The organism is Aeromonas sp. S15(2024) (assembly GCF_041402265.1).
GTDB lineage: Bacteria > Pseudomonadota > Gammaproteobacteria > Enterobacterales > Aeromonadaceae > Aeromonas > Aeromonas dhakensis.
Genome location: NZ_JBGLQY010000005.1, coordinates 94,154 through 112,667, shown reverse-complemented (window position 1 = coordinate 112,667; position 18,514 = coordinate 94,154). Strand labels below are relative to the sequence as shown.

The 18,514-nt window shown below is 59.4% G+C and carries 19 protein-coding genes; 14 read left to right on the top strand and 5 right to left on the bottom strand.

The genetic code is table 11. The annotated features are described in order from the left end of the window. The 3 genes from artM (at position 1) to ACB033_RS12820 (ending at position 2,878) form a co-directional block, all read left to right on the top strand. Positions 1–663 (top strand): arginine ABC transporter permease ArtM, encoded by a 663-nt coding sequence (gene artM / locus ACB033_RS12830; protein WP_017785577.1) that lies wholly within the window; start codon positions 1–3, stop codon positions 661–663. A 221-nt stretch (positions 664–884) separates the two neighbouring features. Continuing rightward, positions 885–1,820: a malate dehydrogenase gene (mdh, locus tag ACB033_RS12825; RefSeq protein WP_005308680.1), complete on the top strand. Its 936-nt coding sequence runs from the start codon at positions 885–887 to the stop codon at positions 1,818–1,820. A gap of 464 nt (positions 1,821–2,284) precedes the next feature. Beyond that, on the top strand, positions 2,285–2,878 hold the full coding sequence (locus tag ACB033_RS12820) for a tetratricopeptide repeat protein (RefSeq protein ID WP_042051428.1): 594 nt from the start codon (positions 2,285–2,287) through the stop codon (positions 2,876–2,878). 102 nt (positions 2,879–2,980) lie between these two features. Here ACB033_RS12820 and hmpA read toward each other — a convergent pair whose 3' ends face one another. After that, the gene (hmpA, locus tag ACB033_RS12815; protein ID WP_139431178.1) at positions 2,981–4,174 is read right to left on the bottom strand and encodes an NO-inducible flavohemoprotein; all 1,194 of its coding nucleotides are present in this window, start codon (positions 4,172–4,174) and stop codon (positions 2,981–2,983) included. A gap of 110 nt (positions 4,175–4,284) precedes the next feature. On the opposite strand from hmpA, the gene ACB033_RS12810 reads away from it, so the two are divergent. Beyond that, on the top strand, positions 4,285–4,752 hold the full coding sequence (locus ACB033_RS12810; RefSeq protein ID WP_123247113.1) for an Rrf2 family transcriptional regulator: 468 nt from the start codon (positions 4,285–4,287) through the stop codon (positions 4,750–4,752). A gap of 55 nt (positions 4,753–4,807) precedes the next feature. Here ACB033_RS12810 and ACB033_RS12805 read toward each other — a convergent pair whose 3' ends face one another. Together ACB033_RS12805 and ACB033_RS12800 are read right to left on the bottom strand one after the other, a co-directional pair. Continuing rightward, positions 4,808–6,088 carry an HlyC/CorC family transporter gene (locus ACB033_RS12805; RefSeq protein WP_005308688.1) on the bottom strand — a complete coding sequence of 427 codons (1,281 nt, stop codon included), beginning with the start codon at positions 6,086–6,088 and terminating at the stop codon, positions 4,808–4,810. Between the two features lie 43 nt (positions 6,089–6,131). Further along, the gene (locus ACB033_RS12800; RefSeq protein WP_005308690.1) at positions 6,132–6,923 is read right to left on the bottom strand and encodes an inner membrane protein YpjD; all 792 of its coding nucleotides are present in this window, start codon (positions 6,921–6,923) and stop codon (positions 6,132–6,134) included. A gap of 221 nt (positions 6,924–7,144) precedes the next feature. On the opposite strand from ACB033_RS12800, the gene ffh reads away from it, so the two are divergent. The 5 genes from ffh to rplS all read left to right on the top strand — a co-directional run bounded on the left by ffh (position 7,145) and on the right by rplS (position 10,662). Next, entirely contained in the window at positions 7,145–8,521 is a 1,377-nt protein-coding gene (ffh, locus tag ACB033_RS12795) for a signal recognition particle protein (RefSeq protein WP_005308693.1), read from the top strand. 182 nt (positions 8,522–8,703) lie between these two features. Further along, complete coding sequence (gene rpsP / locus ACB033_RS12790; RefSeq protein WP_005308695.1) at positions 8,704–8,952, top strand: 30S ribosomal protein S16; 249 nt, start codon at positions 8,704–8,706, stop codon at positions 8,950–8,952. Between the two features lie 24 nt (positions 8,953–8,976). Next, the gene (gene rimM, locus ACB033_RS12785) at positions 8,977–9,498 is read left to right on the top strand and encodes a ribosome maturation factor RimM (RefSeq protein ID WP_024942024.1); all 522 of its coding nucleotides are present in this window, start codon (positions 8,977–8,979) and stop codon (positions 9,496–9,498) included. Between the two features lie 34 nt (positions 9,499–9,532). Continuing rightward, positions 9,533–10,282: a tRNA (guanosine(37)-N1)-methyltransferase TrmD gene (gene trmD / locus ACB033_RS12780; protein WP_005308699.1), complete on the top strand. Its 750-nt coding sequence runs from the start codon at positions 9,533–9,535 to the stop codon at positions 10,280–10,282. A gap of 32 nt (positions 10,283–10,314) precedes the next feature. After that, the gene (gene rplS / locus ACB033_RS12775) at positions 10,315–10,662 is read left to right on the top strand and encodes a 50S ribosomal protein L19 (protein WP_005308701.1); all 348 of its coding nucleotides are present in this window, start codon (positions 10,315–10,317) and stop codon (positions 10,660–10,662) included. A gap of 103 nt (positions 10,663–10,765) precedes the next feature. Here the strand turns inward: rplS and ACB033_RS12770 are convergent, their stop codons facing one another. Beyond that, on the bottom strand, positions 10,766–11,095 hold the full coding sequence (locus tag ACB033_RS12770) for an isoamylase early set domain-containing protein (protein WP_005308703.1): 330 nt from the start codon (positions 11,093–11,095) through the stop codon (positions 10,766–10,768). Between the two features lie 81 nt (positions 11,096–11,176). Further along, entirely contained in the window at positions 11,177–11,851 is a 675-nt protein-coding gene (gene mutH / locus ACB033_RS12765; RefSeq protein ID WP_005308705.1) for a DNA mismatch repair endonuclease MutH, read from the bottom strand. Positions 11,852–12,584: 733 nt separating this feature from the next. On the opposite strand from mutH, the gene rppH reads away from it, so the two are divergent. The 5 genes from rppH to nhaA all read left to right on the top strand — a co-directional run bounded on the left by rppH (position 12,585) and on the right by nhaA (position 18,509). Next, a complete protein-coding gene (gene rppH, locus ACB033_RS12760) occupies positions 12,585–13,112 on the top strand; it encodes an RNA pyrophosphohydrolase (protein ID WP_005308708.1) in 528 nt (175 codons plus the stop codon). A gap of 14 nt (positions 13,113–13,126) precedes the next feature. Further along, positions 13,127–15,406, top strand: coding sequence for a phosphoenolpyruvate--protein phosphotransferase (gene ptsP, locus ACB033_RS12755; protein WP_123247112.1), 2,280 nt, complete (start codon positions 13,127–13,129; stop codon positions 15,404–15,406). A gap of 67 nt (positions 15,407–15,473) precedes the next feature. Continuing rightward, positions 15,474–16,301 carry a prolipoprotein diacylglyceryl transferase gene (lgt, locus tag ACB033_RS12750; protein WP_017765294.1) on the top strand — a complete coding sequence of 276 codons (828 nt, stop codon included), beginning with the start codon at positions 15,474–15,476 and terminating at the stop codon, positions 16,299–16,301. Then, on the top strand, positions 16,298–17,092 hold the full coding sequence (thyA, locus tag ACB033_RS12745) for a thymidylate synthase (RefSeq protein WP_139431175.1): 795 nt from the start codon (positions 16,298–16,300) through the stop codon (positions 17,090–17,092). Before lgt ends, thyA begins: the two co-directional genes overlap by 4 nt. Before the next feature lie 226 nt (positions 17,093–17,318). Then, the gene (nhaA, locus tag ACB033_RS12740) at positions 17,319–18,509 is read left to right on the top strand and encodes a Na+/H+ antiporter NhaA (RefSeq protein ID WP_005308714.1); all 1,191 of its coding nucleotides are present in this window, start codon (positions 17,319–17,321) and stop codon (positions 18,507–18,509) included. Positions 18,510–18,514: the final 5 nt, after the last annotated feature.

Here is an 18,514-nt window from a genome sequence, read left to right as displayed (position 1 = left end):
ATGCAGGATTACCTGATGACCCTGCTGGGTGGACTGGCGATTACCCTGCAACTGACCGCCGGCAGTCTGCTGCTGGGCGTGCTGATGGCGGCGGCCATGACCTGGGTGCTGGAGCGCCGCATCCCGGTGGCGACCCAGCTGGTGCAGCTGTGGGTGCTGATCTTCACCGGCACGCCGCTGCTGATCCAGATCTTCCTCATCTACTACGGGCCGGGCCAGTTTGCCTGGCTCAAAGAGGGGCCGCTCTGGCCGCTGCTCAAGCAGCCCTGGTTCTGCGCCGTGCTGGCGCTCGGTTTCAATACCGCCGCCTACTCTACCCGGCTGTTCAAGGGGGCGCTCGACGCCATCCCGGCCGGCGAGGTAGAGGCCTGCCGCGCACTCGGTTTCTCCGCCGGCCAGACTCTGTGGATGAAGGTACGTCACGCCGCCCGGCGACTGGTACCCGCCTACTCCAACGAGGTGATCCTGGTGCTCAAGGGGAGTTCGCTCGCCAGTACCATCACCATCATGGATGTGATGGGGCTGGCCCAGCGCCTCAATGCCCAGACCTATGACACCCTGGCGGTGTTCACCGTGGCCGGTGCCCTCTACCTGACCATGAACGGATTGTTAACAATTGGTTTTCGTTGGTGTGAACGCAGGGCGTTGGCCTTCCAGGGCTGAAGTCGGCAGATCTACCTATTAATGGTGAGGGGAAGTGCAGGAAATCTGTGCTTCCCCTCCAATTTTTTGCATTTTCCCCCATTTTTATTCGCCGCCTGTTTATTGGCTCACAGAACCTGTGATTACAACTGTTATCAGATTGTTTTTTAGGGGGGGATCCTTTAAGGTTGGGCGCACAACAAGAAACAACCTTAAACCTACGCTTAAACATGGAGTTGATCATGAAAGTTGCCGTTCTGGGTGCCGCCGGTGGCATCGGCCAAGCCCTCGCTCTGCTGTTGAAAAACCGTCTGCCTGCTGGTTCCGAATTGAGCCTGTATGACATCGCACCGGTGACCCCGGGCGTGGCGGTCGATCTGAGCCATATCCCGACTGACGTGAAAGTAAAAGGTTTCTGCGGTGAAGATCCGAGCCCGGCTCTGGTCGGCGCCGATGTCGTGCTGATCTCCGCCGGCGTGGCGCGCAAGCCCGGCATGGATCGTTCCGACCTGTTCAACATCAACGCCGGCATCGTCAAGAATCTGGTGGAAAAGTGCGCCGCCTCCTGCCCGAAAGCGCTGATCGGCATCATCACCAACCCGGTCAACACCACGGTCGCCATCGCTGCCGAAGTGCTGAAGAAAGCCGGTGTCTATGACAAGCGTCGCCTGTTCGGCGTCACCACCCTGGACGTGATCCGTGCCGAGACCTTCGTGGCCGAGGCCAAGGGTCTGAACGTCGACAAGGTGCGCGTCAACGTGATCGGTGGCCACAGTGGTGTGACCATTCTGCCGTTGCTCTCCCAGATTGAAGGGGCTTCCTTCACCGCTGACGAAGTGGCCGCCATGACCAAGCGTATCCAGAACGCCGGTACCGAAGTGGTGGAAGCCAAGGCCGGTGGCGGTTCCGCCACTCTCTCCATGGGCCAGGCTGCCTGCCGTTTCGGTCTGTCGCTCATCAAGGGTCTGCAGGGTGAAGCCAACGTCATCGAGTGCGCTTACGTGGAAGGCGACGGCAAGCACGCCACCTTCTTCGCGCAGCCCATCCTGCTTGGCAAGAACGGCGTCGAAACCGTGCTGGACTACGGCAAGCTGAGCGCCTTCGAACAAGAGGCGATGGATGGCATGCTGGCCACCCTGAAAGCCGATATCCAGCTGGGTGTCGACTTCGTCAAGTAAGGCGTCCGGATGGACAGCAAGGGGAGCTTCGGCTCCCCTTTGTCGTTATGGGCAGGTGGTGCCGGACTAAGGGGATGCCGCCGGCTGCCGATAACAGGGTGCTGCAGGAGATCCTTATGATGAAACCCATTACCCTTGTCGGCCTGCTCTGTTTGCTGACGCCCCCATTGCTGACGGGCCAAGCGCAGGGGGCCGAGCCTTCCACCTCTGCCGCCGCCGCGACGAGCGGGGCCACGCCGGCGACCAGTGCGCCGGCGCAGCCGGAGGTTGCCGCTCAGCCCTCTGCGGCTGCCCCGTCCTCTGCTGCGGCTCCCGCACCGGCTGCCGCGCCAACCACGGCAACGCCAGCCCCCCCTGCTGCACCGGTAGCGGCAGCGAGTGCAACAACCGCCACTGCGCCAGCGGCAGCCCCCATTCCCGCGCCTGTCGCTGCAGAGGGTGACCGTTCGCCGAACAATCGTCCCATGACCAGCACCCCGGCCAGCGGCCTGACCGTGGACAGCGGCGCGCTGCAGGCGGTGCCGCTCTATCGTCAGGACGAACTGCTCAACTGGATTGAACAGGGCCGTCACCTGCAGCAGGTCAAGCAGGACAGGTGTCAGCTCACCCAGGATATCGAGGTGCGGGCCGAGGTGATGAAGATCCCCTCTTATCAGTTTCTGTGGGGGGACATGCTGGCCTGGGGGGTCTGCATCAAGCCCAATGCGGAGCTGGGGGTGAAATTCATGTGGGATGCGGCCAACCAGGGGCTGGCGCCGGCGCTGGAGCAGCTGGGTCGCTACTACTGGAAGGGCACCCTGGTGCAAAAGGACCTGCTCAAGGCCGAGACCCTGATGCGGGAGGCCGCCAGCCTGGGCTTCCAGCGGGCGCAGATCGAGTGGGTGGAGATGCTGTTGCAGGGCATGGGAAGCCCACTGGACTACGAGGAGGCGTATCACTGGCTGCACGGCGCCGTCATCGGTGACAAGACCACCCACCAGAAGGCGGCGAGCCTGCTCAGCCGGCTCGGCAATCGCATGCCCGCCAATGCCATCGCCCGTGCCAAGGCGATGCACTGATCCCAAAAAATGACCCACGGATCTGCATCCGTGGGTCGGGAGGGGCCAGCCGCCGTGCCGTGACAGGCTGGACCCTCATAAGGTTATAGTGATCCGCCCGCCTTACAGATCTTGGTGGGGACCAAAAACTTCGTAGTGCAGCTGGCCGGCCGGAATACCCGCCGCGATCAGCTGCTGCTTGACCGCCTGCATGAAGCCAAGAGGGCCACAGAAGTAGTAGTGGGCCTGCGGCGTGATGCGCTCCTGTACGGCACTCAGATCCATGGTGCCGGCATGATGGTACTCTTCGCCCTGCACGTCACTGGCCTGTGGCTTCCGATACCAGACCCGGCTCAGCAGGTTGCTATGCTGGCGGGATTTTTGCTGAATATCCTCCCTGAAGGCATGCACGGCGCCCTGTTCGCAGGCATGCAGCCAGGTGATGTCGGCCTGATGGCTGTTCGCCAGCAACTGGTTGAGCATACTCATCATCGGCGTGACACCCACACCGGCCGAGAGCAGTACCACCGGGGTATGGCCATCGGCTTTCAGGTAGAAATCGCCGGTGGGCGGCATCAGCTCCACTTGATCGCCCTCTTGCAGATGATCGTGCAGCAGGTTGGAGACCTGGCCTTGCGGCTCGCGCTTGACGCTGATGCGGTAGTGCTGGCCGTTAGGGGCATCGGAGAGGGAGTACTGGCGGATCTCCTGATACTCGAGCTCGGGATGGACCAGCTTGATGCTGAGGTACTGGCCCGGTTTGAAGTCCAGCACAGGCTTGCCATCCACCGGTGCCAGCAGGAAGGAGGTGATGAGCTCGCTCTCGACCCGCTTCTCCTTGATCAGGAAGGGGCGGGGGCCTTGCCAGCCACCGATCTCGTTCGCCTTCTCCTGATAAATCTCGCTCTCGCGGCCGATGAAGATGCTGGCGAGCACGCCGTAAGCCTTGCCCCAGGCATCCAGCACCTCGTCGGTGACCGCACTTCCGCCCAATTCTTTGAGCGTGGCCAAGAGATGACTACCTACAATGTGATATTGTTCTGGCTGGATCAGGAAACCTGTGTGCTTGTGGGCGATGCGTTCCACGGCACCGGCCAGTGCCCCCAGGTTGTCGATGTTCTTGGCGTAGGCCGCCACCGCATTGAACAGCGCCAACGGCTGACCACCGCTGCGCTGGTGCGCCAGGTTGAAAATGTCCTTCAGCTCCGGGTTATGGCTGAACATGCGCTGGTAGAAATGCTGGGTGAGCGCGGGGCCCGCCGATTCGAGCAAAGGGATGGTGCTTTTGATGACGGCGATGGTGGCTTGGTCTAACATAGGGGTTCCTTGCTAATTGAACATCTAGAATGTCACTTAATAAGCTGCATCCTAGATGTTTATTTGATCTGAATCAATAATCAATTTCCGCGTGATGCGACACAGGCACTATGAGACTAACTAGCTATACCGATTTTGGATTGAGAGCCCTGCTCTATCTGGCGACCCTGCCGGAGGGCGAATTGTCTAGCGTGGCCAAGGTCTCCGCCTTGTATGACGTCTCCCGCAACCACATGGTGAAGGTGGTGAACCAGCTGGTGAAACTGGGTTACCTGCAGTCCCAGCGCGGCAAGAATGGCGGCATTCGCATGGCCTGCGAGCCGGAGAGCATCAACATCGGCCAGGTGATCCGGGCGCTGGAAGGGAACCTGGACGGCATCGACTGCAACTCGCCGGCCTGCCACATCGTCTCTGTCTGTTTGCTGAAGAGTGCCCTGAAAGAGGCGATGAATGCGTTTCTGGCGGTGATGGACAGCTACACGCTGCAGGATCTGTTGGCCAATCGCGACGAGCTGCAGCAGGTATTCGGCGAGTTGATCCCGACTCTGGTGCTGGAGCCTGGCGACGAAGATGAGTGAGCCGATCGCCGGCCAATGACGCAATAGAAAAAGGCTGCCATCGGCAGCCTTTTTTTCAATCTTCCAGTCCCGACTCGTTTCGGTACAACGCCGGCATGATCCGCGCCATCTTCACCATGTTGTTCTCCACTTCCAGGATCTCGATGGGGTAGCCGGCCAGCCGCAGGCTGATGTTGGGCTGGGGGATCTCCTCCAGATATTCGAGGATGACGCCGTTGAGGGTACGGGGCCCGTCGATGGGCAGTTGCCAGTTCATCTCCTTGTTGAGCTCGCGGATGCTGGCCGAGCCCTCCACCAGGAAGGAGCCATCCGGCTGGGGATGGATCTCGTCGCTGGGCGCCGGGGTCATGGAGGTGGTGAAGTCGCCCACTATCTCTTCCAGGATGTCGTCCAGGGTGATCAACCCCTGAATGTCGCCATACTCGTCGACGATGAGACCGATCCGCTCCTTGTTGCGCTGGAACTTGGCCAGTTGCACGTTGAGGGGCGTCCCTTCCGGAATGAAGTAAATCTCGTCCACTTCCCGCAGCAGGCTCGACTTGTTGAACTGATCCTTGGCCATCAGGCGCAGCGCGTCGCGGGCGTGCAGAAAACCCACCACGTCGTCGATGTTGTCGCGATAGAGCAGGATCTTGGTGTGGGCGCAGTGGGCCAGCTGACGCAGTATGGTCTTCCAGTCATCGTTGATGTCGATGGCGTAGATCTCGCTGCGCGGCACCATGATGTGCTCCACCGTCATCTTGTCCAGATCCAGGATGCTGAGCAGCATCTCCTGATGGCGCTGGGGGATCAGACTGCCCGCCTCGTTGACGATGGTGCGCAGCTCCTCGGTATTGAGGGAGTCATCCTTGTTCGGATTGATCTTCAGCAGCTTGAGCAGGCCGCTGGTGATGCCATTAATCATCCAGACGAAGGGGGCAAGCGGCACCATCAACCCCTTGAGCACCCAGGAGGCGGGATAGGCGACTTTCTCCGGGAACATGGCCGCCAGGGTCTTGGGAGTCACTTCGCCAAACACCAGCACGATCAGGGTCAGGCCGAAGGTGGCGATGGCCACCCCCAGATCCCCGAACAGACGAATACAGACAATGGTGGCGATAGCTGACGCCAGGATGTTGACCAGGTTGTTGCCGATCAGGATCAGCCCCAGCAGGCGGTCGGGCCGGGAGAGCAGTTTCTCCACCCGACGGGCAGCCTTGTGCTTGGTCTGGGCCAGATGCCGCAGCTTGTAACGGTTGAGCGACATCATGCCGGTTTCAGAACTTGAGAAGAAGGCAGACATGAGGATCAAGATAACGAGAACAATCAGCAATGTACTCGTTGAGATACTGTCCAAGAAGGGCTCCTGTGGGACTGGGTGATGAAGAAGTAGTGGGCGATCAGCTCAGCAGCACTTCTTTGACGAAGCGACTGCCGAAGTAGGCCAGGGTCAGAATGAAACTGCCGATCAGGCTCAGGGTGATCACCTTGCGACCGCGCCAGCCACGGGTATGGTGGCCCCACAGCAGCAGCACGTAGACGCACCAGGCCAGGATCGAGAGGATGGCCTTGTGGGATTTGCCCTGGGCGAACATGTCTTCGAGGAAGAAGAGGCCGGAGGCAATGGAGAGGGTCAGCAACAGGACGCCGGCCGAGATGAGCTGGAACAGCCGCTTCTCGACCGTCATCAGGGGCGGCATGGCCGGCAGCTGGCTGATCTTGCGCGTCTTCAGTTGCCGGTCCAGACAGGCAAGTTGCAGCGCAAACAGGCAGGCAATCATCAATACCGAGTAGGCCATCAGCGCGAGGCCGATATGCAGCAGCAGCTGGGGATGGGCCTCCAGGTGGGTGATGTAGCGACCGGGAATGAGGGCGCTGGCTGCCAGCAACAGGGCCGAGAAGCTGTAGACCACCGGCAGCAGAATCCAGCCGTTGAAGCGGCGGGTGACGCAGGTCATGAAGCAGCTGATGATGAGACTGACCAGCGAGGCCACGTTGAGCATGCTCAGATTCTGCCCGGAGTGGGTCACCAGCACCTCGCCGGAGAGGGCGGCGCCATGGGCGATCAGGGCCAGTCCGATGCAGGCAAACAAGGGGGCTTGTCCCACTGGTTTGGCACTGAGCAGCAGGTGCAGAGAGGCGATGATGGCCAGCAGATAGAACGCCAGGGCCAGAACAGAGATCACGATCATAACCGGGTCGTTGTCGAGCAAGCGATTGGGAATAGGAAGGGCAGTATACCTTGCACAAGATGTGCTCGCCAGTTGTGCTGCCGCCGATCTGCCCATATATAGGCAGCATGTTGGGCCAGCCGCACAGGGCTGACCGCAGCCGAGTGCGGCGAATAATCGTCCTCATCGTGCGAGTGAGGTATAATGCCTCCCATTTGTTACGCCAAGAACCGGAATGCGTCATGTTTGAGAATTTGACTGAACGACTCTCGCGCACCCTGCGCAACGTCAGCGGCCGTGGCCGCCTGACCGAAGAGAACATCAAGGATACCTTGCGCGAAGTTCGCATGGCGCTGCTCGAGGCGGACGTCGCCCTGCCGGTGGTGCGTGACTTCGTCGCGCGCGTCAAGGAGCGGGCGGTGGGCCAGGAAGTGGCCAAGTCCCTGAGCCCGGGCCAGGCCTTCATCAAGATTGTGCACGGCGAACTGGTCTCCGTGATGGGGGAGGCCAACGAGCAGCTCAATCTGGCGGCCCAGCCGCCGGCCATCATCCTGATGGCGGGTCTGCAGGGTGCCGGTAAGACCACCACGGTCGGCAAGCTGGCCAAGCTGCTCAAGGAACGCAACAAGAAGAAGGTGCTGGTGGTCAGTGCGGACGTCTACCGCCCGGCGGCCATCAAGCAGCTGGAGACCCTGGCCGGCGACATCGGCGTCGACTTCTTCCCGAGCGATGCCAGCCAGAAGCCGGTGGACATCGCCAACGCGGCCATCGATCAGGCACGCAAGAAGTTCTATGACGTGGTGATCGTCGATACCGCCGGTCGTCTGCACGTCGACGGCGAGATGATGGAGGAGATCAAACACCTTCACGCCACCATCAAGCCGGTGGAGACCCTGTTCGTGGTCGACGCCATGACGGGTCAGGATGCCGCCAACACCGCCAAGGCGTTCAACGAGGCGCTGCCGCTCACTGGCGTGATCCTCACCAAGGCGGACGGCGATGCCCGCGGCGGCGCCGCCCTGTCGGTGCGCCACATCACCGGCAAGCCGGTCAAGTTCATCGGTATGGGCGAGAAGACTGACGCGCTTGAGCCGTTCCACCCGGATCGTCTCGCCTCTCGCATCCTCGGCATGGGTGATGTGCTCTCTCTCATCGAGGAGGTGGAGCGCACCGTCGATAAAGAGAAGGCTGCCAAGCTGGCCAGCAAGGTCAAGAGTGGCAAGGGCTTCGATCTGGAAGACTTCCGCGAGCAGCTGGCCCAGATGCGCAACATGGGCGGCATGATGGGGATGCTCGACAAGCTGCCCGGCATGTCCGGCCTGCCGGACAACGTCAAGGATCAGATGGATGACAAGCTCACCGTGCGGATGGAGGCCATCATCAGCTCCATGACCCCCAAGGAGCGTGCCCATCCCGATCTCATCAAGGGCTCTCGCAAGCGCCGTATCGCCGCGGGTTCCGGCATGCAGGTGCAGGACGTCAACAAGCTGCTCAAGCAGTTCACCGAGATGCAGCGGATGATGAAGAAGATGTCCGGCAAGGGAGGCATGCGCAAGATGATGAGCCAGATGAAGAACATGCTGCCTCCCGGCTTCGGTGGTGGCCGCGGTCCGTTCTGATCATTCGGGCTGACGTAGCGAGTGAGGGTCTGCCAGTGGCAGGCCCTTTTCATTGCGGCTCTGCGCAAAAAATGGCTGGCTTGGTTGCAATTATTACGAATCCAAGTAGAATTATGCGGCTTATTTTAAGCTAGGGTCCGCGTGTTTGCGGGCCTTGTTCATTAGATGTTAATGAGGACGATATGGTAACCATTCGTTTACAACGTGGTGGCGCGAAAAAGCGTCCGTTCTACCAGGTAGTAGTTGCTGACAGCCGTAACGCCCGCGACGGTCGTTTCATCGAGCGCGTTGGTTTCTTCAACCCGGTTGCTTCTGGTAACGCTGAAAAGCTGAACCTGGACCTGGCTCGTATCGAGCATTGGGTTGCTACTGGTGCCGCTGTTTCTGACCGCGTTGCCAAGCTGATCAAAGACGCTGCCAAAGCTGCTTAATCAGCCAAACGGTAAGGAGTTAAGGTGGAAAAACCTGTAGTTCTGGGCACCCTGGGTACCGTTTACGGCATCAAGGGCTGGCTTAAAGTGAACTCCTTCACCGATGTTGCCGAAGCGATTTTCGATTACAACCCCTGGCTGATCAATCAGAACGGGGTGTGGCGTGAAATTCGGGTTTCGTCCTGGAAGCGTCACAACAAGGGTCTGATCTGCAAACTCGATGGTATCGATGTGCGCGAGGATGCCCTGGCATTGACCAATGTCGAGATTGGCGTAGCCGCCGATCTGTTGCCTGCGTTGCCTGAGGGCGAGTTCTACTGGCGTGACCTGATTGGTTGCTCGGTAGTGACCACCAAGGGATACGACATGGGCAAGGTGACCGAATTGATGGAAACCGGCTCCAACGATGTGTTGGTGGTTGAGGCCAATGTAAAAGATGCCTTTGGTGCGAAGGAGCGGTTGATTCCGTTCCTGGAAGAGCAGGTGATCAAGAATATTGATCTGACTGCTCGAACAATCGAAGTTGATTGGGATCCTGGTTTCTAGTTTCCCGCGGTAACACGAGTGCCGGAGGTTTCTTATGTGGATTGGGGTGATTAGCCTCTTCCCTGAAATGTTCCGAGCCATTACCGAACACGGGGTAACGGGTCGGGCCGTCAAGAGTGGCCTGCTGCAGATTGAGTGCTGGAACCCCCGGGACTTTACCCACGACAAACACCGTACGGTCGATGATCGTCCTTATGGTGGTGGGCCCGGCATGCTAATGATGGTTCAGCCGCTGCGTGACGCGATTCATGCAGCCAAGCAAGCGGCGGGAGACGGGGCGAAAGTCATCTATCTCTCTCCTCAGGGGCGCAAGCTGACTCAAGCGGGCGTGACCGAGTTGGCGACGAATCAGAAACTGATTCTGGTAGCCGGTCGATACGAAGGTATCGATGAACGCGTGATACAAACCGAAGTCGACGAAGAGTGGTCTATCGGGGATTACGTGTTAAGTGGTGGTGAGTTGCCTGCCATGACCCTGATCGATGCGGTTTCGCGTCTGGTTCCAGGGGTTTTGGGTGATCAGGCCAGTGCCGAGCAGGACTCCTTCACGGACGGTCTGCTGGATCATCCCCACTATACTCGGCCGGAGGTGTTGGATGGGTTGGCGGTGCCCGAGGCGCTGACAAGCGGCAATCACGAAGTGATTCGACGCTGGCGTCTCAAGCAATCGCTCGGACGAACCTGGCAAAGAAGGCCGGAACTTATTAACAACCTAGCTCTGACTGACGAGCAAGAATCACTTCTTGCCGAGTATGTCCGCGAAGTGCGTGACAGCGTTAAGTAGAGTTTTCAGTTTATCCTAGGTAAGGAAAGACAATGAGCAAGATTATTCAGCAGCTTGAACAAGAGCAAATGCGTACCGACATCCCGGCTTTTGCCCAGGGCGACACCGTACGTGTTCAAGTTCGTGTTAAAGAAGGTGGTAAAGAGCGTCTGCAGGCTTTCGAAGGCATCGTGATTGCCAAGCGTAACCGCGGTCTGCACTCTGCTTTCACCGTTCGCAAGATCTCCAACGGCGAAGGTGTTGAGCGTGTATTCCAGACTCACTCTCCGCTGATCCACAGTGTAGAACTGAAGCGTCGTGGTGATGTTCGCCGCGCCAAACTGTACTACCTGCGCAACCTGTCCGGTAAAGCTGCTCGTATCAAAGAGAAGCTCAACTAATTCGATTCGAATTGGTGTCGATATGTCGGCGAAATGCTCGACAGGTAGTGAAAAGGCTCGCCAATGGCGAGCCTTTTTTGTATCCACTTTCGGGTGTGCCGACTCAACCTGGCTGGCTGACCCGCACCACAGAGTTGTCTCGCCCGAAGGGGCCAGGTACGTAGTCATCCGCCGCCCAGTCATTGTCGTAGCGGGTCTCCCCGTTCGGCTGAACCAGCTGATAGCAGTATTCGAAATGGCTGGGGCCATCGGTCGGCAGGTTGAGGGTGGTCTTGAACTCACCGCTCTTCATCCGCTTGAGCTCGATGGGCTGCCACTGGCTGAACTCTCCCAGCAACAACACCTGCTCGGCTTCTCCTGCGGCCTCTCTTTCCACGGCAAAGGTCACCTTGACCTCGGGGCGGGACTTGAGAAATTGCTTGTTGATCGGCATGACGCCTCCTTGTCCTGATTGCGAAAAATAGCGGCTGTCTATTTTTATATCACTTTATGACAAGGATGTTGATAACAGAGATCAAGCGGGCAGGGCAAAGTGGCGCTGCAGCAGGCCGTGGGTGAAACCTATCTTGAGGTAAAAGCCGCGCGGCAAGGTCAGGATCGGCTGGCCGTTGCGGCCGATGGCCCGGGTCAGCGCCTTGTTGTTGGCCGCCTTGGGACGCAGTTGCAGCACCTGGCCATGACGGGCACTGATCTGCTCCACCTCTCCCAGCACTATCATGTCCATCAGCTCTTCCCAGTCCTGGCGCAGCAGCATCTCCTCCTCTTCATTCGGGCTCCACAGCAGCGGCATGCCGATCCGGCGCTCGCCGATGGGGATCTCTCGGCTGCCCTCCACCGGGATCCAGAGCACGCGGGAGAGCTTGTTGCGCACGTTGGACTCCTCCCAGCGCTGGCCGCTGACACCGATCAGCGGTGCCACGCAGACGAAGGTGGTTTCTAGCGGTTTGCCCTGAGGATCGATGGGGATCGTCTTGAGCTCGATGCCGAGATCCGGGAAGTCCTGCTCCGGCTTGCTGCCGGCGCTCGCTCCCAGCTGCCACTCGATCAGCTGGCCGACCCAGCCCTTGTCCCGACGCAGATCCGCCGGCACGGCGATGTTGGCGTCGGCGGCCAGCTGGGCCAGGGTGAAGCCGGCCATGGCGTAGGCGCGGGCCAGCAGTTCCTGTTCGGAGCGAGGGTTGGCGGGCATGAGTGACTCCTGCAAAGAGGGATTATTCTAGCAACTCTGATCCTCCCTGAGGATCGCTGTTTTTATAACCGATCCTGGCAGGGGTATGCACAGAGGGGGCAGTTTTGTGTGTAAGTGTTTATCGTAATGATTTTAAAGGGATTTGTCTCCAATTTATCGATGGGCGTAGCGCTGGATCCTGCCTTGAAATAGTTGTCCAAGGGTTTGCTCGCGCTGTTTCACACAGTTATCCACAGAAATCTTGGATAACTGCTTAAAAGTAGGAATAGTCACCCTGTTGTTACAAAAAAATGTGAAACGGCACCGATTTTTGCGGCGATATCGGGGCAGATAGTGTGCCACTCCTGTGGATAAAATAGCCGTGGTGGATCTTTGAACAGTCGAACTTGTTCACAATCCGGATCCCGGATCGCTGGCGGTAAAAGACATGGATCTTGATCCAGCATTCTTTGTTTAACACCATGTATTTAAATACATATTTTGTTTTCTATCACATCCTGTATGCTGTGGGGCAGTTTGGAGCAGATAAATAAAACTACTGTATATACCCGCTTGCTCACAGGCTTATGCACAGTCTGGGTGAGCAACTTGCAGGATCTGATCCTTTAATTTGTTTATAAGTTTGCTTGAAATCGAAAGTTATTCATGAATGGGGGATTGCAGTCCTTGTTTGCTGCCACGAGGTGAATGTGGAACAATCCCCTTATAGATTCAGCCTTTATAAGGTGATCACGTGATAGATGGCGACGGGTTTCGTCCCAATGTCGGAATCGTGATCTGTAACCGTGACGGACAAGTATTGTGGGCCAAGCGTTATGGGCAGCACTCCTGGCAGTTTCCGCAGGGAGGAGTTGATGACGGTGAGACGCCAGAGCAGGCCATGTATCGTGAGCTGTATGAGGAGATAGGCCTCAAGCCCGAGGATGTGACCATCATGGCGACCAGTCGCAACTGGTTGAAGTATCGCTTGCCAAAACGCCTCGTTCGTTGGGACAGTTCACCGGTCTGTATTGGCCAAAAACAAAAATGGTTCCTGCTGCAGCTGGATCCGGGCAGGGAGTCCAGGATCCAGTTCGGTTGTCATGGTCATCCGGAGTTTGATGACTGGCGTTGGGTCAGCTTCTGGTACCCGGTGCGTCAGGTGGTTTCCTTCAAGCGGGAAGTCTATCGCCGGGTGATGAAGGAGTTTGCCCCGCTGGCGATGCCGGTGCCGGCAGTGCAGGTCAACAAGAAGGATGGGCGGCGTAATCGCGCCCGCTAAGGAGCACAGATTAGTTGTTAACGGAACTCAGACGCATCGTCGAAAGCATGGCCGAAGCCAATACCCTCGAGCTGGCCTTGCAGGCATTGGTCAGCCAGACCCGGCTGGCCATGTCGGTGGACTGCTGTTCCGTTTATGTCTCCGAACCTGAAATGCGCCGCTACCGGCTGGCTGCGACCGACGGTCTGGCCGAGTCGGCGGTGGGCAAGGCCACCTTGCCGTTCGAGCAGGGTATCGTCGGCTTGGTGGGTCAGCGTGAAGAGCTGATCAACCTGGCCGATGCCCCCTCCCACCCCAGTTTCAAATTCCTGCCCGATGTGGCCGAAGAGGCGTTTCGCTCCTTCCTCGGCGCCCCCATCATGCATCAGCGCCAGGTGGTGGGTATTCTGGTGGTGCAGCAGAAGGAGAGCCGTCTCTTCGATGAGGGGGAGGAGTCCTTCATGGTCACCCTGGCGGCCCAGCTGGCGGCGCGCATCGCCCAGGCTCAGGCCAAGGGGTGGCTGCAGAAGACCGACTGGAGCAAGCCGCTGCGCGGCATTGCCGGGGCCAGCGGCATCGCCATGGCCAAGGCCTGGGTATGGCGGCCACGCAAGGAGCTGCGCTCCATCACCCCGCGCAAGGATGAGGATCACGCCAGCCAGCTGGCGCGGCTGAACGTGGCGGTGGAAGAGGTGCGCCACGATCTGGAGAGCCTGGCCCTGCGTTTTCGCGAGAGTTACAGCCAGGACTCGGTGGCGATCTTCGATATCTACCTGCATCTGCTGGACGATCCCGGCTACATCAAGCCGATCCGCAACAAGGTGAGCAAGGAGCACTGGACGGCGGTCTCGGCGGTCAAACTCATCAGCGATCGTCTCATCGAGCAGTTCAAGGGGATGAAGGATCCCTATCTGCAGGAGCGCTCCACCGATGTGAAGGACATCGCTCAGCGGCTCATCAGCCGGCTGGTGCAAAACGAGCCCGAGCACATCGCCATCGGCGAGCCTGTGGTGCTGGTTGCCGATGAGGTGACGGCTACCATCCTCGCCGAGGTGCCCCGCGAGTTCCTGACCGGGGTGGTGTCCCTCAAGGGGGGGACCAACTCCCACGCCGCCATCCTGGCCCGCGCCATGGGGGTGGCGGCCATCATGGGGGTGGATCTGCCGCTCGGCGACATCGGTGGTCGCATGCTGGTGGTCGACGGTTACAGCGGCGATCTCTTCATCGAGCCCAATCAGGTGATCCTGACCGAGTATCGTCAGCTGTTGAGCGAGGAGCGGGCGCTCGATACTCTGGTGCGCAGCGTCGACAATCAGCCCTCCGAGACCGCCGATGGCGTGCCTGTCTCTCTGCTGCTCAACGCCGGCCTCAGCGCCGACACCGAGATCTCTCTCAATCAGCTGGCGGACGGGGTCGGCCTCTATCGCACCGAGATCCCCTTCATGCTGCAGGACAGCTTCCCCTCCGAGTGGGAGCAAACCGCCCGTTATCGCGGCATTCTGGAGACCTATCGCAACCGGCCGGTCTGCATGCGGACCCTGGATGTGGGGGGTGACAAGCAGTTGCCCTATTTCCCCATCGTCGAGGAAAATCCCTTCCTTGGCTGGCGGGGGATCCGGCTCACCCTGGATCACCCCGAACTGTTCCTGGTGCAGCTCAAGGCGATGCTGCGGGCCAGCGAAGGGCTGGACAATCTGGCCATCATGCTGCCGATGATCAGCAGCGTCAGTGAAATCAAGGCCTCTCGCCGCCTGCTGGATCAGGCGTGGCGCGAGGTGTCGGAAGAGGCGGCCAGCCGCAGTGCGGTGATCCGCTACCCGAGCCTGGGGGTGATGATCGAGGTGCCTTCCGCCCTCTACATCCTGCCCGAGATGGCGCCGCTCATCGACTTCTGGTCGGTGGGCAGCAACGACCTGACCCAGTACCTGCTGGCGGTGGATCGCAACAACGCCCGGGTCGCCAACATCTACGACGCCTTCCATCCGGCGGTGATCCGCGCCCTGCAGCTGCTGGTCGATGCCTCCCATCGCTACCACAAACCGGTCTCGGTCTGTGGCGAGCTGGCCGGTGATCCGGTGGGGGTGTTGCTGCTGCTGGCCATGGGCTATCGCCGCTTCAGCATGAACACCCACAACATCGCCCGCATCAAGTACGTACTGCGCCAGGCCAACCTGAGCGAGCTGACTGTGCTGCTGACCGACGGCCTCAAGCACGACAATCCCCATGTGCTGCGCGGCCTGTTTGCCCGCTATCTGGAAGAGCACGGCCTGGGCGGTTTGCTGCGTGCCGGTCACAAAACGAAACAGACTGATTGATAATCATGCCTTGTCCCTGCTGACGAATGATCGGAAAATGCGGCTTTTCTTATGACTGGGGCCGCATATGCAGCACGATGGATATTGGGTTTTCTCGCAGATTGATCCCGTAGCATTCAGTTTGGGACCACTATCGGTACGCTGGTATGGTCTCATGTACCTGTTTGGCTTCGCTTTTGCCATGTGGCTGGCGGGGCGTCGCGCCGATGCGCCGAACAGCGGCTGGACCCGCAACGAGGTGTCCGACCTGCTGTTTTACGGCTTCCTCGGGGTGATCTTGGGTGGTCGGGTCGGTTACGTGCTGTTCTACAACTTCGACATGTTTCTGGCCGATCCTCTCTACCTGTTCAAGATCTGGACCGGTGGCATGTCGTTCCATGGCGGCCTGATCGGGGTCATCACCGCCATGGTCTGGTTTGCCCACAAGACCAAGCGCCACTTCTTTACCGTGGCCGATTTCGTGGCACCGCTCATTCCGTTTGGCCTCGGCGTCGGCCGCATCGGCAACTTCCTCAACGGCGAGCTGTGGGGTCGGGTCACCGATGTGCCCTGGGCCATCATCTTCCCGGAAGCCGGCCCCGAGCCGCGCCATCCCTCCCAGCTCTACCAGTTCGCACTGGAAGGGGTGGTACTGTTCATCATCCTCAACCTGTTCTGGCGCAAGAACCCGCCGCGCGGCGCCATCTCCGGCATGTTCCTGCTGTTCTACGGCCTGTTCCGCTTCCTGGTGGAATTCGTGCGCCAACCTGACAGCCAGCTGGGGCTCTACTTCAACGAGATAAGCATGGGCCAGATCCTCTCTACTCCGATGATCCTCATCGGTGCCCTGATGATCTGGGCCGCCTACAAGCGCCCGCAGCTGTTCGGCAACGCCGTGAAGGAGGCAAAACAATGAGAGCCTATCTCGACCTGATGCAGAAGATCCTGGATGAGGGCACCGTCAAGTCCGACCGCACCGGCACCGGCACCGTCTCCCTGTTCGGCCATCAGATGCGCTTCAACCTGGCCGAAGGCTTTCCGCTGGTGACCACCAAGAAGTGCCACCTGCGCTCCATCATTCACGAGCTGCTCTGGTTCCTCAATGGCGACACCAACACCGCTTATCTGAAAGAGCACGGCGTCAGCATCTGGGACGAGTGGGCCGACGAGAACGGCGATCTGGGCCCGGTATACGGTGCCCAGTGGCGCTCCTGGCCGGCGGCTGATGGCTCTGTCATCGACCAGATCCAGAAGGCGGTGGACGACATCAAGCACAACCCGGATTCCCGTCGCATCATCGTCTCCGCCTGGAATGTGGGCGAGCTGGACAAGATGGCGCTGGCCCCCTGCCACGCCTTTTTCCAGTTCTACGTGGCGGATGGCAAACTCTCCTGCCAGCTCTATCAGCGCAGCTGTGACGTCTTCCTCGGCCTGCCGTTCAACATCGCCAGCTATGCTTTGCTGACCCACATGATGGCCCAGCAGTGCGACCTGGAGGTGGGGGACTTCGTCTGGACCGGTGGTGACGTGCACCTCTACTCCAACCACATGGAGCAGACCGCGCTGCAGCTCTCCCGCGAGCCGCGCCCGCTGCCGACCCTGCTGATCAAACGCAAGCCGGACTCCATCTTCGACTACCGGTTCGAGGATTTCGAGATCGAGGGTTACGACCCCCATCCCGGCATCAAGGCGCCCGTCGCCATCTGATGTGAAAGGCGCCCATGAGGTGCCTTTTTTATGCATAAAAACCACAGAATATTCATTCTTATGGGGGAGTTTCGAGTGATATCTGCCCGAGAGAAAACCTGCTTATAGCAGGCATGTTTGATTTTGCCTTCGGTTTTTTCGTTGTATTTCGCAGTAAGAAACGATTTTTCACGGATTGTTATCGGATATAGACTCAAATCAAAGTAAGACTGTGGATATTTTAACCATGAGCGACGTAATCAAGAAGTTCCTCAAGCTGGAGGCCGCCTCCGGAATAATTCTGATCATGGCAGCCATGCTGGCCATGATCCTGGCCAACAGCGGCCTGGCCGGCAGTTATCAGGCTTTCCTCGATACCCAGGTGCAGGTGCGCATTGCCGCCCTTGACATCAACAAGCCGCTGCTGCTCTGGATCAACGACGGCTTCATGGCTGTCTTCTTCCTGCTGGTCGGCCTCGAGGTGAAGCGCGAGATGCTGGAAGGGGCCCTCTCTTCCCGGGTGCAGGCCACCTTCCCGGCCATCGCGGCGGTGGGTGGCATGCTGGCGCCGGCCCTGATCTATGCCTTCTTCAATTACTCGGACGAAGTGGCGCGTGCCGGCTGGGCCATTCCCGCCGCTACCGACATCGCCTTTGCCCTCGGGGTGATGGCGCTGCTGGGCAAGCGGGTGCCGGTGAGCCTCAAGGTGTTTCTGCTGGCGCTGGCCATCATGGATGACCTGGGGGTTATCATCATCATAGCCCTGTTCTACACCCAGCAGTTGTCGCTGACGGCGCTGGCGATCGGCATCCTGGCGACCCTGACCCTGCTGTGGATGAATCGCCGCGGTGAGGATCGGATCAGCCTCTACATGCTGGTCGGGCTGGTGCTCTGGGTGGCGGTGCTGAAGTCGGGCGTCCATGCGACCCTGGCCGGCGTGGTGGTGGGCTTCATGATCCCGCTCAACGGCAAGCGTTATGAGTCGCCACTCAAGCATCTAGAGCATGCCCTGCACCCCTGGAGTGCCTACCTGATCCTGCCGCTGTTCGCCTTTGCCAACGCCGGGGTGTCGCTGGAAGGGATAGGTCTATCCTCCCTGCTGAGCCCGGTGCCCATGGGCATCATGCTGGGGCTGTTCATCGGCAAGCCGCTCGGGGTGTTCACCATCAGCTGGCTGTCGGTCAAGCTGGGCATTGCCCAACTGCCACCCGGGGTCAACTTCAGACAGATCTTTGCGGTCAGCATTCTGTGTGGCATCGGCTTTACCATGTCGATGTTCATCGCCTCGCTGGCCTTCGAGCACGGCGGATTGGATTACGGCAGCTACTCTCGCCTCGGGATCCTGGTGGGATCCACCCTGGCGGCGATCGTCGGTTATCTCGCCCTGCGCATGGCGCTCCCGAACCGGGAGGCCGATCAAAGCACGGAGGGGTTATGAAAAGA

What these genes read in the sequence shown, in the direction of transcription:
- artM (WP_017785577.1), top strand. Translation starts at nt 1, where the DNA reads ATGCAGGATTACCTGATGACCCTGCTGGGTGGACTGGCGATTACCCTG.
- mdh (WP_005308680.1), top strand. Translation starts at nt 885, where the DNA reads ATGAAAGTTGCCGTTCTGGGTGCCGCCGGTGGCATCGGCCAAGCCCTC.
- ACB033_RS12820 (WP_042051428.1), top strand. Translation starts at nt 2,285, where the DNA reads ATGACCAGCACCCCGGCCAGCGGCCTGACCGTGGACAGCGGCGCGCTG.
- hmpA (WP_139431178.1), bottom strand. Translation starts at nt 4,174, where the DNA reads ATGTTAGACCAAGCCACCATCGCCGTCATCAAAAGCACCATCCCTTTG.
- ACB033_RS12810 (WP_123247113.1), top strand. Translation starts at nt 4,285, where the DNA reads ATGAGACTAACTAGCTATACCGATTTTGGATTGAGAGCCCTGCTCTAT.
- ACB033_RS12800 (WP_005308690.1), bottom strand. Translation starts at nt 6,923, where the DNA reads ATGATCGTGATCTCTGTTCTGGCCCTGGCGTTCTATCTGCTGGCCATC.
- ffh (WP_005308693.1), top strand. Translation starts at nt 7,145, where the DNA reads ATGTTTGAGAATTTGACTGAACGACTCTCGCGCACCCTGCGCAACGTC.
- rpsP (WP_005308695.1), top strand. Translation starts at nt 8,704, where the DNA reads ATGGTAACCATTCGTTTACAACGTGGTGGCGCGAAAAAGCGTCCGTTC.
- trmD (WP_005308699.1), top strand. Translation starts at nt 9,533, where the DNA reads ATGTGGATTGGGGTGATTAGCCTCTTCCCTGAAATGTTCCGAGCCATT.
- rplS (WP_005308701.1), top strand. Translation starts at nt 10,315, where the DNA reads ATGAGCAAGATTATTCAGCAGCTTGAACAAGAGCAAATGCGTACCGAC.
- ACB033_RS12770 (WP_005308703.1), bottom strand. Translation starts at nt 11,095, where the DNA reads ATGCCGATCAACAAGCAATTTCTCAAGTCCCGCCCCGAGGTCAAGGTG.
- mutH (WP_005308705.1), bottom strand. Translation starts at nt 11,851, where the DNA reads ATGCCCGCCAACCCTCGCTCCGAACAGGAACTGCTGGCCCGCGCCTAC.
- lgt (WP_017765294.1), top strand. Translation starts at nt 15,474, where the DNA reads ATGCAGCACGATGGATATTGGGTTTTCTCGCAGATTGATCCCGTAGCA.
- thyA (WP_139431175.1), top strand. Translation starts at nt 16,298, where the DNA reads ATGAGAGCCTATCTCGACCTGATGCAGAAGATCCTGGATGAGGGCACC.
- nhaA (WP_005308714.1), top strand. Translation starts at nt 17,319, where the DNA reads ATGAGCGACGTAATCAAGAAGTTCCTCAAGCTGGAGGCCGCCTCCGGA.